Source organism: Actinomadura sp. NPDC048394 (genome assembly GCF_040651755.1).
GTDB classification, from domain to species: domain Bacteria; phylum Actinomycetota; class Actinomycetes; order Streptosporangiales; family Streptosporangiaceae; genus Spirillospora; species Spirillospora montaniterrae.
Map to the genome: position 1 here is coordinate 1 of NZ_JBEZJL010000147.1, position 12,958 is coordinate 12,958.

The following is a 12,958-nucleotide window of genomic DNA, read 5'->3' on the forward strand; positions in this document are numbered from 1 at the left end:
CCCTCCGCGCGGGCGGGGCCTTCGGTCGCGCCCGGCGTTGCGGGGGCTGTCCGGCGGTGCCGGGCCCCACCCTTTGTGCGTCCAGGGCACGTCGCCTACCCGCCCGGGCGAGCACGCCAATGCCAGTCGGGGCCGTCTCCTACTCGCGCTGAAGTGTCGGCCGAATGAGGAGCTCATTCACCGTGACATGCGAAGGCCTCTCCAACGAATAGAGGATCGCAGATGCCACGTCCTCGGGGCTGAGCACTTCAAACGAGCCGTAGTGCTCCTTGACCTGCTCCCGGACCCGGTCGTGGGTGATGTGGTCGGCGATCTCCGTGGTCGCGATCCCGGGCTCGATGACCATCACACGAACTCCATGCTTGAGCGCCTCCTGACGTAGCGCCTCACTGAACCCGTTCACCGCCCACTTGGTCGCGGTGTAGACGGCCGTACCCGCTTCCGCTCGTCGTGCGGCGACGGAAGAGATCTGCACGATGTCGCCAGCACCGCGCCCGGCCATCAGCCGGAGCGCGGCCCTGCTCAGGTACATGAGCCCGAGGACGTTCGTCTCGACCATCCGCCGCCAGTCCGCAGTATCCGCACTCAGCACCGGGCCCAACATCATCACCCCGGCATTGTTGATCAGGATGTCGGGAACTCCGAACTCCTGAGTGGTCCGCTCCACCGCCTCCTCGCAACTCTCCTCGCTGGCGACATCGAGGGGGACGGGAAGCAGCACAGCGCCCTCGGCGGCGAGCGTGTCACGGAGAGCTTCAAGCCGATCGGCCCGGCGGGCGGCCGCCGCGACCGCCACTCCCTCCCGCGCGAGAGCGGCGGCCGTCGCAGCCCCGATCCCCGACGAAGCTCCGGTGACCAGTGCCACCTTCCCCTTGAACCGTTCGCGCACCGAACTCTCCTCGCTTCCGTGGTTTCGGTCACTGGGGAGGGCGACGAAAGCAGTGCACGCCCGGGCCCGGACCAGCGTTCGACGCCCACTCCCACCCCACATGGTTTACTAGGTTATCTATTACAGGAGGAGCGAATGAGCGAAGGTCCGCTGTCAGGCGTCCGGATCATCGAGCTGGAAGGGCTCGGCCCCGTGCCGATGGCCGCGACGCTGCTGGCCGAACTGGGCGCCGATGTCGTGCGTGTGGACCGTCCGAAGGCCCCTGCGTTCGAGGACGTGCTGGACCGCGGGCGACGATCAGTCGTGGTCGACCTCAAGCACCCGAAGGGTCCGGAGACGGTGCTGAGGCTGATCGAGAAGGCCGACGTCCTGCTGGAGGGCATGCGCCCTGGCGTGACCGAACGGCTCGGCATCGGACCGGAGCCCGCCCTGGCACGCAACCCCGCCCTCGTGTACGCACGGATGACGGGCTGGGGACAGGACGGGCCGCGAGCGCACACGGCGGGGCACGACCTCAACTACATCGCCTTGACCGGCGTGCTCGCCGCCATCGGGCCGGCCGCGGGGCCGCCGACGATACCGCTGAACCTGGTAGGAGACTTCGGCGGCGGTTCGCTCTACCTGGTAGTGGGGGTGCTCGCGGCGCTGAGCGCTGCACGGTCTACCGGCCGCGGCCAAGTAGTCGACGCAGCCATCGTCGACGGCGCCACCCATCTGGCCTCCATGATCTGGGCCGAGCGGGAGAAGAACGGCTGGACCGACGGTCGTGCCGAGAACCTCTTGGACGGAGGGGCCCCCTTCTACTCGATCTACGAGACCGCCGACGGGAAGTGGTTCACCGTTGGCGCGTTGGAACCCCAGTTCTTCAGCGAACTCGTCCGCCTTCTGGAGCTCCCCGAGTGGGAGGACGCACAGTGGGAGCGGGACCGCTGGCCGGAGATGCGCGCTGCCTTCACGGATCGCTTCGCGACCAGGACACGCGCCGAGTGGGAGCGCCACTTCGACGGCAGCGACGCCTGCACCGCGCCTGTTCTCACCTGGGGCGAAGCGCCTCATGACCCCCAACTCGCAGGACGCTCAACGCACCACTTCCGCGACGGGGCGACTGCCCCCTCGCCAGCGCCGCGCTTCTCGGCCACCCCGACCTCGCCGGCGCCCTTCCTCGGCGCTCGTGGCACCAACACCGCAGCCGTGCTCGCTGACTGGTCCGTCCACGAAGCCGACGACCTGCTCTCCTCCGGCGCGGCGATCCAAGCGGGGTGACACCGACGGCGGGGCCCAGGTGCGGGCCCCGCCGTCGTCTCGCCCTTGGTCACGTCCCGCGGAGGAGGACCTTGCGGGCGATGGCGAACTTGTGCACTTCCGTGGGCCCGTCGTAGAGCCGGAACGCCCGCATGTCTCGGAAGATCATCGCAACCGGAGTGTCGTCCGAAACGCCGAAGCCGCCGAGCACCTGGACGCAACGGTCGGCGACCTTGAACAGCTCCTCGGACACCATGGCCTTGACCATGGAGCTCTCGTGACGGCCCTTGGCCCCGTTGTCGAGCTGCCAGGAGGCCCACCAGATCGCCAGTCGGCACTGCTGGAGCGCGATCTCGTTGTCCGCGAGAAGGAACCCCACGCCCTGGTGCTCACCGATGGGCTTTCCGAACGCGGTCCGCGCCCGTGCATGCTCGGTGGCGATGGCCTGGGCACGCTCAGCCGCGCCCAGCCAGCGCATGCAGTGCGTGAGCCGGGCCGGCACCAGCCGGAGCTGGGCGTATCGGAGGGCCTGCCCCACCTCGCCGAGCACGTTGGCGGCCGGGATCCGAAGATCCTTCAGCACGACGACGCCGTGGCCCTCGACGTAGTTCCGGTCCATGGTGGACATGACACGTTCGATCTCGATGCCGGCGGTCTCCCCCTCACAGAGGAACAGCGTCGGTCCACCGGGACCGTGGGCACCGGACTCGACCCTGGCCATGATGATCCATGTGCCGGCTCCGTTCGCCCCGGTGATGAGCCACTTCCTTCCGTTGATGACGTAGTCGGACCCGTCGAAGACGGCCGTCGTCGAAAGCTGATCTGGATCCGAGCCGGCACCTCCCGGTTCGGTCATGGCGAACACCGAGCGGTGCCTGCCGTCGATCACGGGCTTCAGGAACGTCTCGATCTGCTCGTCGTTGGCGATCCTCGACAGCAGGAACATGTTGCCCTCATCGGGAGCCGCGCAGTTGAGGGCGACCGGGCCCAGAGTGGACCAGCCGGCGGCCTCGTACAGCACCGCCTGCTCGACGTGCGACGGCTCCATACCGCCGAAGCGCCGCTGCGCCTGGAAGGTCAGCAACCCGGCCTTTTTCGCGCGCTCGACGAGTTCCTGCCGCAGCGCGTCGTTAGGACCGTGCTGAGTCAGCCGAGGATCGGTCTCGTAGGGCAGGACCTCCTCGACCACGAAGGTCCTGATCCGGTCGCGACGCTCGGCGAGGTCCTCGGGTATCGCAAAATCGATCATGATTCTCCGTTCATCAGTGCATGGGCGCGGTCCACGAGCAGCAGCGCGGTCGTATGCAGTTCAGCCCCGGTCTTCGGGTCGGCGAGGCCCGCCCGAGCCCGCGCATCCGTTCCCTCGAGGATGATCGCGAGCTTGTAGCAGGCCAGGACGGTGTACCAGGGAAGATCGGACAGATCTCGGCTGGAACGGCCTGCGTACCGTTCGGTCAGTTCACCGGGCGTGGCCAGCCCGTCGCTGCGCAAGAAGGGGCCACCGAATACCCCCGGCGCTCCGGGTAGCCGCCACGTGGCCAGCAGCCAGCCGAGATCCAGGAGGGGAGCACCGATCGTGCACATCTCCCAATCGATGATCGCCGCAACGTTCGGACTCTCTCGCGAGAAGAGCACATTGGCGGAGTGGTAGTCACCGTGCATGATCCCCGGGACGTACTTCGCGGGCTGCTTCGCCTCCAGCCAGCGGCCGACCTCCTCGACCCCCGGCAGCCCGTCGCCCCCTCCGAGCGACCGGTAGGACTCGAGTTCCCGCCGCCATCGCGGTACCTGTCGTTCGAGGAATCCCTCGGGCTTCCCGAAGTCCGCCAGCCCGACTTCGACATGGTCCACTGCGCCGAGTTCGGCCAAGGCGTCGACGATGCCCAGGCCCATCCGGTGGCGGAGCGCACTGTCGTCGGCGAACGGTGCGGGCAGCTCGACCCCGGCGTTGAATCCGTCGATCGGCTCCATGAGGTAGAACACCGAGCCGTCGAGAATCTCGGGGTCGTCGCATCCGGCGATCCAGCGTGGATGCGGTACCGCGGTCCTGGCGAGCGCCCGCAGCACCCGCTGCTCGCGCAGGATCGAGGCGTTGCTTCCCGCCCGCGGATGCAGAGGCCCGCGCCTGAGGACGAACTCCCGCCCGTCATGGACGATGCGAGCCATGACGTTCTGCGTTCCGCCGAGGAGCGGCTCCACCTTGGCGATAGGCCCCTTACCTAAGCCGGTGCGGACCATCCACGCCTCGACTGCACGAAGATCCACACCCGCGAACGTCCCGCCCATCCACACCCCTCCTGCACCGCCACGCGGATGTCATGCGAGCAACATCCACTCCAGGTTATCTTAAATAACTTAGATAACCTAGTATGACTCCTGGCGTACAACTGCCGAAGGGGCCGATGGAAGGCCAACCTTCCACTGACGCGTGGTTTCGCTACCGGACCTCCGCCAGGCCAGGCCCGGACTCACGAGCCTGCCGAGCGGAGCCTCAGTCGAGGCGTCCGCCGAGGCCGCCTCTTGGAGCGATCTCGCCGATGCGGGAGGATCTTCAGCGGCGAGGTTGAGGTCCACGACGGCGGTGTTCTCCGTCATCAGCTCCCTTGAGAACAACACCAGAGGCTCCTGACAGTGCGGTTGTCTGGTCGACTTCGCATCCACCAGGGGGCTCACCGCGTCGCCGGCCAGGTCCACCTACCGCCACCACCCCGTGACCAGCGCGATCAAGGTGGACAAGGCTCACTGCTCCACCAGGAGGCTCCCTGCAGTCTGGGTTCTGGTTTCACTGCGACGAAGGCGACGCTATGGCGGGCGCGGGTGAGGGCCACATAGAACTTGGCCAGGTCGCCGGCCTGCGCGGGGTCGCGCTTGGCGAGGTAGGTCTTCATCGGTGCGGTGGGGAAGATCAGGACACGGTCGAACGTCTGCCCCTTGGACTGTCCGAAGTTCATCGCCGTCAGCCCCTGCGTATCGGTCCTGCGGCTGTGTCTCAAAACGGTCGGCTGGTATCGCTCGACGTAGGCGGTCACCTCTGCCGGCCTAATGTAGAAGATGCCATCGTGGCCGGTAAGGTCGTTGTTCTTGGAAAGGGTGCGGGGCAGGTCGGGGTAGAGGGCGTCGGCGAAGTCGCAGATCTGCTGGTTGCAGCGGTAGCTGGTGGTGTGTTCCTCGACGAAGCAGCGGTCGGTGCGTTCTTTGAACCAGTCGGTGATGCCACCGCGCCGGTACCTGCGGTTCCTGTTGGAGTCGTTGGCCGAGTACGTGCCCTGGCGTGGGTCACCGACGAGGGTCACGGCGATGGGTGAGGCGAACAGCAGGTCCAGGAGTTCAAGGTCGTAGCCGGCCAGGTCTTGTACTTCGTCGATGTAGATGTGGTCGTAGATCCCTGCGAGTCGGTTGACGACCAGCCCGCCGGAGGCGGTGTTGGCAGTGCAGACCAGGTCCGAGAGTTTGTCTCGGTAGACGTCCTTGTTGGAGTCCAGGTAGTAGCGCTCGGAATCGCTCTTGGGGACTCTGCGGTTGTCTCTGTCGAAGTGCAGGGAACCGATCAGGCCGACTTCGCCGAACACCGCCTCTTGGTAGGGGCGTGCACATTCGTTGAGCAGAAACGTCAGCCAGCCACGGGCGTCGACGTGAGCGGGTGGGACTCCGTGCTCGATGCTGAGGCGGCTGCGCAGTTCGGTGAGGTTCTCGGTGGTATAGGTGGTGACTAGGGAATGCTGGTGGGGGTCGGCCAGGACCTGGTCGACGATGTGCTGCGTCTTGCGGGAGCCTGCGGCGGCGATGATCGCCCGGTTGTTATGCGACCGCATCGCGGATGTACTCCGGCATGGTGACGGGGAGCCCGGTTTCGAAGATCGCCAGCGCGCAGGTGGTCTTGTTGTTCTTCATGTGCGTGGCCAGTTCCTCATCGGTCATGCTGCCGCTAAGACCGAGGATCTGCTTCATCCGGTCGGCGCCGTTGGCCTTCACCATCTGGGGTTCCAGTGTCGGGCAACTGGTGTCGTCGCTCACGCACACAGTGACGTTGTCGTATGTTGTGTAGGCCGCGTATCGGGAGCGGACGATGGTGCCGTCTTCTGCGTCGTTGTCGGTGACCACGGTGACTTGGATGTCGGGCAGGCGGGCCGCGATGTCCAGGAAGCGTTTGAAGGTCAGGCCGCGGGCATTGATGACATCGATCCCGTCGTCGATGGGCATCCTGCCGTCGTGGGCGTCATGGTAGGCGCGCTGGACCACGAGTTCGTCGGAGGGGCCCTCGACCAGGATGGCGCGCCGGGCCAGCACGAGGCGCAGCGTGTCGTAACCTGACAGCTTGCGGAAGTAGTCCTGCGTGCCGGCGGGAAGGTCGGCCAGGCCGAAGCCGCTGGCGCCGGTGAGCAGGACGAGCCGGTCAAGCCCGAGTTTGTTCAGCACGAACGAGCTGTGGGTGGTGATAAACACTTGCTGCTCGGCGCACCGGTCACCGATCTTCTTGACCAGCCTGCCCAGGTTAGTGAATGACAGATGGTTCTCCGGCTCCTCCACCAGGACGACGCGGGTCTCTTCTTCGCGCCGGTCCAGCGCCAGCAGGATCTTCAGGGTGCTCTGCTCACCTTTTCCCGCGTAGTGATAGGGCAGGTCGTCCAGGTGCGGGACGATGCCGTTCTCCCAGCGCGCCCTGTGGGAGACGTCGATCCCGAGGGTGAGTTCGCGGTCACTGACGTCACTGGGTGCTGCACGCAGACGCTCGTTGATCTTGACAATGGAGGAGTTGGCGGAGAACTGCTCGCGCAGGCCCCGATAGGCGCGCGCGAGCCGTACCCGCTCTTCGGGGGAGAGGTTGGCACTGAGGATCCCGTCCAGGTAGAAGTCCACGCCGCTTTGCAGATGGATGGCGGATGCATCGATCAGCGCCGTGCTTCCCGGGATGCTCCGAGCCGTGATTCTATTGCCTGCGAAGTCAAGCCAATCGACCTTGTAGTACTCAGTCGGCACCAGCCGCACCTGATCCGGCTCCTTGAGGAACTCCTCGTACTCGTGACGGTAATCCTCATTCAGCGTGACCCGGATCCGCACACCCGGATCGTTGCTCTTCAGCAGGTTGTTGGTACCGCACAGTCGATTGACCTCAGGCTGGTCGCTCTTGGCCAGGAACAAATCGATGAGGATCTCCGGCGGCGCAGGCTTCCCTCCTGCACGCACCGCGGTCAGGTACTCAGCTACCGCTCCCCCGTTGAACAGATAGGGAGAGAGCTCCTGAGCCATCTGCCTACCGTGCAGGCGCCCGGTCATAGCCAGGCCGACTGCCTCGATCAAGGTCGACTTCCCCGCGGCGTTGTCGCCGACCAGGATGTTCATCTCGGAATTGAAGGCGAGCTCGAAGTCCCGGAACACCCGATAGTTTTTGATCACGATACGCGACAGCACACGCGCCCCCAGTCGATGAACCTCGTGTCAGATGCACCGTTTGCGCGCTGGGGAACGATGGCAGCACACGACCACGGCGAGATCATGTGGCGGTGGAGCATGCCTATCACCATGCAGCGACACCAAGCAAACCTATAACCAACAACCACCCAAGTTGACTAGTCCGACATGAATACAATCATGGGCATTCCGAACCAGTGGATATAGACAGTCCCACCATCCCCCGGCGCCTTTGGCAACCCCGGAGGACACCGCAAAGGCCAAGGAGGCCACTGCGGCCACAGTGAGCCGAGCCCCTGCCACCAAGGGGAGGAGCCTTGCGACTCCTCCTCTCCACCGTTCCACCGGACGCCCTCCCGAACCGGCAGGAATCCCGTCGCAGCCCCAGAGATCAGGTGACGAGCTTTGCCCACCGTGGACGACTCCCCCGAGCAGACCTCCGGCCGCCCCAGACACCGCGAAGCCGGAAGAAGTCGCAGACTCCGAGCAGCCGGCGAACGGTAGGCTGCGCGCCCTCTCCCAGTCCTGCGCCCGCCCGGCCACGACACCGTGAGCAAGTGCTTCGCCTCCGGCCTCGCCGTGCTGGACACCAACGCGCTGTTCGGCACCTACCGCCTCAACGGCCGCGGTCGGAAGGAGTTCCTCGACAACCGCCACACCGTCGTGAAGGAGTACGCCTCGGCGGTCGAGACGTTCCGCGAGAGCGTCGAGAAGGCCAAGCGCCGTCAGGTTCAGGTGCTCCTGATCATTAACGACAAGGAGGAGGACTGGATACACATCAGGGGACCGGCGTTTCGGCGCTCGCTCCGAGCTGCAGAAGACTATGCGGGCAGCTATCGGCGGAGGCTGGACGACGTGCAGGATGGTGCACAGGTCAAGCGGCCGGCTTCCCGCTCGCCAAAACCACCCGCGTTCGCCCCTGACCGGGCGCTACGGTCGCGAGTCCGGGTGACCAGTGCTTCGGTGGAGCGCCGACGTGCCGTGGTGCCGACGCGGGCCGGCATCGGCCTTCCCTTGCCGGTGCCGTTCGACCAACGCAGTGTGTGGGCCCGATAGCGAAGAGACCCAATCGAAGCGAGCGCCTCCGCGGATGTACACAGCTCCCGCTCCGACCACATCCGGTCGATGTGTGGTTGGAAGTCATGAGGCGCGGAACAATCAGGAATCCCTTCGTGGGCGACATATCAATGTCAGGCGACGGAGCTCTACAATCCGATAGGAACGCGACCATCTGTGCATGGATCTCCCTTCTCCTGCCGGGGGGTATTTACGTATAGTGTCATGGTCCGGAGACCGGAGGCTTCGGCGTGCAGCAACGTGCGGCTTCAACCTGGAGAGTGAGTCATGACCGACCCGCTGTCGTTCCCCTTCCTTGAGGGCGCAGCCCTGAGTGGCGCAGTCACGTTTATGTACAATCGGGTCAGTGCCGCACTGGACCGCAGGGCCGGACGCAGCAGCACTGGTCAACAAGAGGAAGCGGGTAGTGAAACCAGTCAGTTGACGCCTCACACGGAACGCATGAACGAAGACCGCGTACGGCGTTTCGTCGAGTACGCAACTTGGCTGCGGGGCTTGGAGCAGAACGAGCATTTGAACGGGAGCGACCACGACCTACGGCGCTTCCTCGGCCGCATACGCGAAGAACTGGAGGAGGTTTACGGCATGGGCTTTGCCTTCGGTCCCGGTGAAAAGCGGAAGCCCCGGGGCAGCGGAGCCGTCGTCGACGTGTTCCAGACCGCCGAAACCGTGGACGGGCATCTGCGCGGGGTGCGTGCACGGGGAGTTGCGGAGAATGCCGACGTCCGAATCATTCAAGGGCTGGGGAACGTCGGCAACGGAGCAGAGGCAACCGGCCTGGAGATTGATGGAACGATCGGCTGATCCGCATGTCTGACAACAGTGGCCCGCCTCAGCAGGGATGGCCGGAGGGTCAGTCGACCGGTCGCCGCTGGCCTCGTCGAAGGGACTGGCAGGGCTCCGAGACCGAAGACGGGCAGGGCGAGGACGCCGAAGGGAGCAGTGTCTCCGCCGCTGGCCCGCCACTCGGACCGGGCACGGCACCGGCGCCGAGTGGGTTCGAACCGGCACCAGAGACCGATTTCTCCGCTTGGGCACCAGCCACAACTCCTCCAGGGGCGGAGGCCGTAGGCGCAGCGTCTCCGCCGCCGGAGACGGACCCTGGCGATCATGCCGCCAATCCCCTCGGGGAGAACCTCCCTCCTCAGGGCACCGGGGACGAGAACCTAGACGCGGTGTTCGACCAGTCCGGTCTCGACGAGCGCATCCGGAAGACGCTGACCGGCATCCGGCAGAGCGCATTGCTGAACTATGGCGAGATCAACGCGATCAAGGTCGTGCACGGAAGCCTGCTCGACCACACCGAGATCAGGCCGGAGTACCTGCAGGCAGTCCAGCGGATCTTCGCTCCGCCAGCCGAGTTCCCATCGTTGCTCGGGCGGCTCCGACAGCCCGGCTCGGTGCTGGTGCTCAACCAGGGCCCCGAACACGGTCGGACCATCACCGCTCACGCGACGCTGGCCGCGCTGCTCCATGCACGGCTCATCGTGGAGGCGCACACCATACCCTTCGGAGGCTCCACCGAATTCCGTCTCGATCGACTGCCTGCGAAGGAGCGTCTCGGGTTCGTCCTCGAGCTGCCAGAAGACGATCCGGAGACGGGCCCCCGGGTATCCGAAGGCTTCGGGAGCAAGATCGCTGCTCTGTCAGAGGTCCTGCGGCGGCGCGACTGCCGATTGATCGTCCTGACGCGGCCTCAGCAATGGCACCGTGTCGGCAGACTCGGCGTGGACGACCGTGCCCTCGGCCACTCCTTCACTAACGCGCCACCACACGCCATCGCCGAACGCTGGCTTGCCGCCTCCGGCCTGGGTTCCCGGGCGGGCCGGTGGGTCGAGGAACCTAAGATCGCCGCGCGACTCAAGCGGTCCGCACCGCTGGACGTCCTTGAGATAGTCGATCGCATCGTCAGCGTCCACACTGCAGCCCTCGCCCGGGTCGCCGCAGCGCCGCGCCGTGCTGACGGGGCGCCAGCCGAACCCGTGGACGAATTTCCCGATCAAGTCGCCGCGGTCGTGGCGGCGTGTGACGACTGGCGTGAGGACCTGCTCGCATGGCACGTGCAGGAAGGGCGATCGAGCTTCGAACGCGACTTTCTGGTCGCTGCCTCAGTTCTTCGTAACGCACCGATCGGCCACATCTACGAGCGGGCCGTGGCCCTGGGCCACCAACTCGACCCGCAATGCGACACGCGCGCGGCAGGGCAGGCCGCTCCTGGCATCATCGAACTCGTCGCGTCGATCAAGGCAAAGGTCACCAAGGAGGAGACCATCGCCTTCGACCGGCCTGCCTGGGACGACGCCGCACTGGAGTATTTCTGGCTCGACCGTCCACTGGCCCGGATCCCGTTCTGTGAGTGGCTGGCCAGGGTCCCCGGAGCCGAAGCGCGTGAGGCCATGGAGAACATCTCGACAGCAGAAAGGCAACGGCTCGCCGAACGCATCACCTCCTTTGCCCTGCGCTGGGCCGTTCGCCACCAACGCCCCGTTCCTCTGGAGAAGCTCGCAACCGCCTGGTACGCGGTACGCGATCAGCGCGGCCAGCAGTTCTTCCCGATACTGATCGATGCGATCGATGCGGCATCAGTCGATTCGCCAAGCTCCAAGTACCTTCACACGATGCTGCTCAAGTGGTCCAGACAGGAGGCGCCCGCGCTGCGAGCAGTCGTCGCGGCCGTGTGCGCACGGGAGTTCGGCAGGGCGCACACGGGCAAAGCTCTGGTCCGTCTCAGTCATGTCGGTCGTTCCCAGGACGCTTCGGTGGCCGACGCCCTCCGCGACGCGGTCCGCAGCCTCTGGGCGGACCCGTCCGTGCGGACGACGTTGTTCAACGAGGTCGTCGGCTGGTGCGCCGTCACGGAAGGGAGCACGCTGCCCGGTCAGCGCGCCTTTCTGGTCATCGCGCAGGCTCCCTCCGAGGGCGGCGACGAGGCACCGGTGCTGCTGACCGGCCAAGACGGAGACTTCGCCCCCAAGCACGAGGACATGGCCACATGCTGGGGAGTCCTGCTCGACGCCGCCCCAGAGCGCGGCCCGGCCGGCGAAGTGGAACAGACCATGCGATCGTGGTTCGAGACCGCGGCGCGGTACCAGCAGTTAGCGCCCCTTGTCCTCGACACCTTCCAACTGGCCGCCCGCGGTCCAGACGGCGCGTCGTCCAGCAAACGCCGAGACCTGTTGCGCAAGCACGCGAGCACCTGGCGCGATGAAGCCGCTCCGGACCTGGACGCTCGGGAGAAGGTGTACAACGGGCTCACGAGGCGACTGGATCGCAACCTGACGCACCCCGGTGAGCGTGTCGGCGTGGGCTCCGAGGCATGAGAGGACGGAAACCCGTCCGCGGACGGGACGATCAGCACACCGGATCGGCCGACGGCGGATGGACGGCACTGGCCACCTACATCTATCCCGATCGTCTCCGCAGCCGCCACGAAGGGCTGTTCTTCGACGCCAAAATTCAGGTGACGTGGCGACGCCGATTTGCGGCTGCCCCCGTAGGGGCTCACTGGCGTGCCGCAGATCTCGTGAACAGGGCGATTGAGGCAGAGGCTCCGTCCATGAGCGTACTGCGCGTTTCGGCAGCCGAGCATCGCCTCGCCGCCGCTCTCGCCGGGAGGTTCCCCTGCGTTTACGAAGGACTAGAGGTCGTAGCAGTAAGTGTCGACCTCGCCGTGGACGAGGCCACCGAACGATCCGCTAAAAGCATCGAGCGACAACTCTACGACATGGAATTGGATGAACTGGCCCGCAGGCAAGCCAAAGCCCGTGCTGACTTCATCCGGAGCGAGGTCTTGCGCGACCCGGCCAACGCGCGGATCTACGCGCTGGCAAGCTCGTCGGACGCGGAGGGAAGACTGGGAAACCTCGGCCAGGTCGAAAGGCTCCTCGACGAGGTTCGGTGGTGGGATCCGGAGTCGCGCTGGATCACCACGGCGCGCCTCCTTCAGACGTTCGCGGAGCGGCTGTCGGACACCCAGCAGAGGGATCTACTTCTCGTGTTGAGGCAAGGCCTGGTCGCGCTCGGCGACCAGCGCCAAGTCGAGCAGTTCGACATCCTCCACCACACGGGTCCCCCTCAGCCAGACCCCCCAATGCACCGTTGACCATTCGCGACGCCGGAGCGCCCTGGGGCCAACTCTGGTTCAACCGCCGACGCGGTCTTCGCGGAGGTCCAGCCGCAGCGCCTCGTCGCCGATCCTCGTGGTGATCGTGGAGACGGTCGCGGGCGCTGTCACTGTGGCTTTGGATCTTAGAGGTCGTTTCATTTGGGGCGATCAGTAGGATCCTGCCGTGTCGATGGTGGAGCGTCTGGTTCCTGATGAGTTGTGGGAGTTGTTCGAAC

10 protein-coding genes are annotated in these 12,958 nt (G+C 65.8%); 5 read left to right on the forward strand and 5 right to left on the reverse strand.

Features of this window, described 5'->3' with window-relative positions; all coding sequences use genetic code 11:
• Nucleotides 1-139: 139 nt before the first annotated feature.
• Entirely contained in the window at nt 140-889 is a 750-nt protein-coding gene (locus AB0C78_RS49770) for an SDR family NAD(P)-dependent oxidoreductase (protein WP_360762556.1), read from the reverse strand.
• A 135-nt stretch (nt 890-1,024) separates the two neighbouring features.
• On the opposite strand from AB0C78_RS49770, the gene AB0C78_RS49775 reads away from it, so the two are divergent.
• On the forward strand, nt 1,025-2,152 hold the full coding sequence (locus AB0C78_RS49775) for a CaiB/BaiF CoA-transferase family protein (RefSeq protein WP_360762559.1): 1,128 nt from the start codon (nt 1,025-1,027) through the stop codon (nt 2,150-2,152).
• Nucleotides 2,153-2,201: 49 nt separating this feature from the next.
• Here AB0C78_RS49775 and AB0C78_RS49780 read toward each other — a convergent pair whose 3' ends face one another.
• The 4 genes from AB0C78_RS49780 to AB0C78_RS49795 all read right to left on the reverse strand — a co-directional run bounded on the left by AB0C78_RS49780 (nt 2,202) and on the right by AB0C78_RS49795 (nt 7,540).
• Nucleotides 2,202-3,380: an acyl-CoA dehydrogenase family protein gene (locus tag AB0C78_RS49780; protein ID WP_360762562.1), complete on the reverse strand. Its 1,179-nt coding sequence runs from the start codon at nt 3,378-3,380 to the stop codon at nt 2,202-2,204.
• A complete protein-coding gene (locus AB0C78_RS49785) occupies nt 3,377-4,417 on the reverse strand; it encodes a phosphotransferase family protein (RefSeq protein ID WP_360762564.1) in 1,041 nt (346 codons plus the stop codon). Before AB0C78_RS49785 ends, AB0C78_RS49780 begins: the two co-directional genes overlap by 4 nt.
• 437 nt (nt 4,418-4,854) lie before the next feature.
• Nucleotides 4,855-5,943, reverse strand: coding sequence for a UvrD-helicase domain-containing protein (locus tag AB0C78_RS49790; RefSeq protein WP_360762567.1), 1,089 nt, complete (start codon nt 5,941-5,943; stop codon nt 4,855-4,857).
• Nucleotides 5,930-7,540 carry an AAA family ATPase gene (locus AB0C78_RS49795; RefSeq protein ID WP_360762570.1) on the reverse strand — a complete coding sequence of 537 codons (1,611 nt, stop codon included), beginning with the start codon at nt 7,538-7,540 and terminating at the stop codon, nt 5,930-5,932. Before AB0C78_RS49795 ends, AB0C78_RS49790 begins: the two co-directional genes overlap by 14 nt.
• Before the next feature lie 549 nt (nt 7,541-8,089).
• Here AB0C78_RS49795 and AB0C78_RS49800 point away from each other — a divergent pair.
• The 4 genes from AB0C78_RS49800 to AB0C78_RS49815 all read left to right on the forward strand — a co-directional run bounded on the left by AB0C78_RS49800 (nt 8,090) and on the right by AB0C78_RS49815 (nt 12,719).
• Entirely contained in the window at nt 8,090-8,596 is a 507-nt protein-coding gene (locus AB0C78_RS49800; protein WP_360762572.1) for a hypothetical protein, read from the forward strand.
• Between the two features lie 288 nt (nt 8,597-8,884).
• Nucleotides 8,885-9,421: a hypothetical protein gene (locus AB0C78_RS49805; protein WP_360762575.1), complete on the forward strand. Its 537-nt coding sequence runs from the start codon at nt 8,885-8,887 to the stop codon at nt 9,419-9,421.
• 371 nt (nt 9,422-9,792) lie between these two features.
• Nucleotides 9,793-11,937: a hypothetical protein gene (locus AB0C78_RS49810; RefSeq protein WP_360762578.1), complete on the forward strand. Its 2,145-nt coding sequence runs from the start codon at nt 9,793-9,795 to the stop codon at nt 11,935-11,937.
• 236 nt (nt 11,938-12,173) lie between these two features.
• Entirely contained in the window at nt 12,174-12,719 is a 546-nt protein-coding gene (locus AB0C78_RS49815) for a hypothetical protein (RefSeq protein ID WP_360762581.1), read from the forward strand.
• Nucleotides 12,720-12,958 lie beyond the last annotated feature (239 nt).

Coding starts and splice junctions, on each gene's coding strand:
- AB0C78_RS49775 (WP_360762559.1), top strand. CDS start 1,025: ATGAGCGAAGGTCCGCTGTCAGGCGTCCGGATCATCGAGCTGGAAGGG.
- AB0C78_RS49790 (WP_360762567.1), bottom strand. CDS start 5,943: ATGCGGTCGCATAACAACCGGGCGATCATCGCCGCCGCAGGCTCCCGC.
- AB0C78_RS49785 (WP_360762564.1), bottom strand. CDS start 4,417: ATGGGCGGGACGTTCGCGGGTGTGGATCTTCGTGCAGTCGAGGCGTGG.
- AB0C78_RS49805 (WP_360762575.1), top strand. CDS start 8,885: ATGACCGACCCGCTGTCGTTCCCCTTCCTTGAGGGCGCAGCCCTGAGT.
- AB0C78_RS49780 (WP_360762562.1), bottom strand. CDS start 3,380: ATGATCGATTTTGCGATACCCGAGGACCTCGCCGAGCGTCGCGACCGG.
- AB0C78_RS49815 (WP_360762581.1), top strand. CDS start 12,174: ATGAGCGTACTGCGCGTTTCGGCAGCCGAGCATCGCCTCGCCGCCGCT.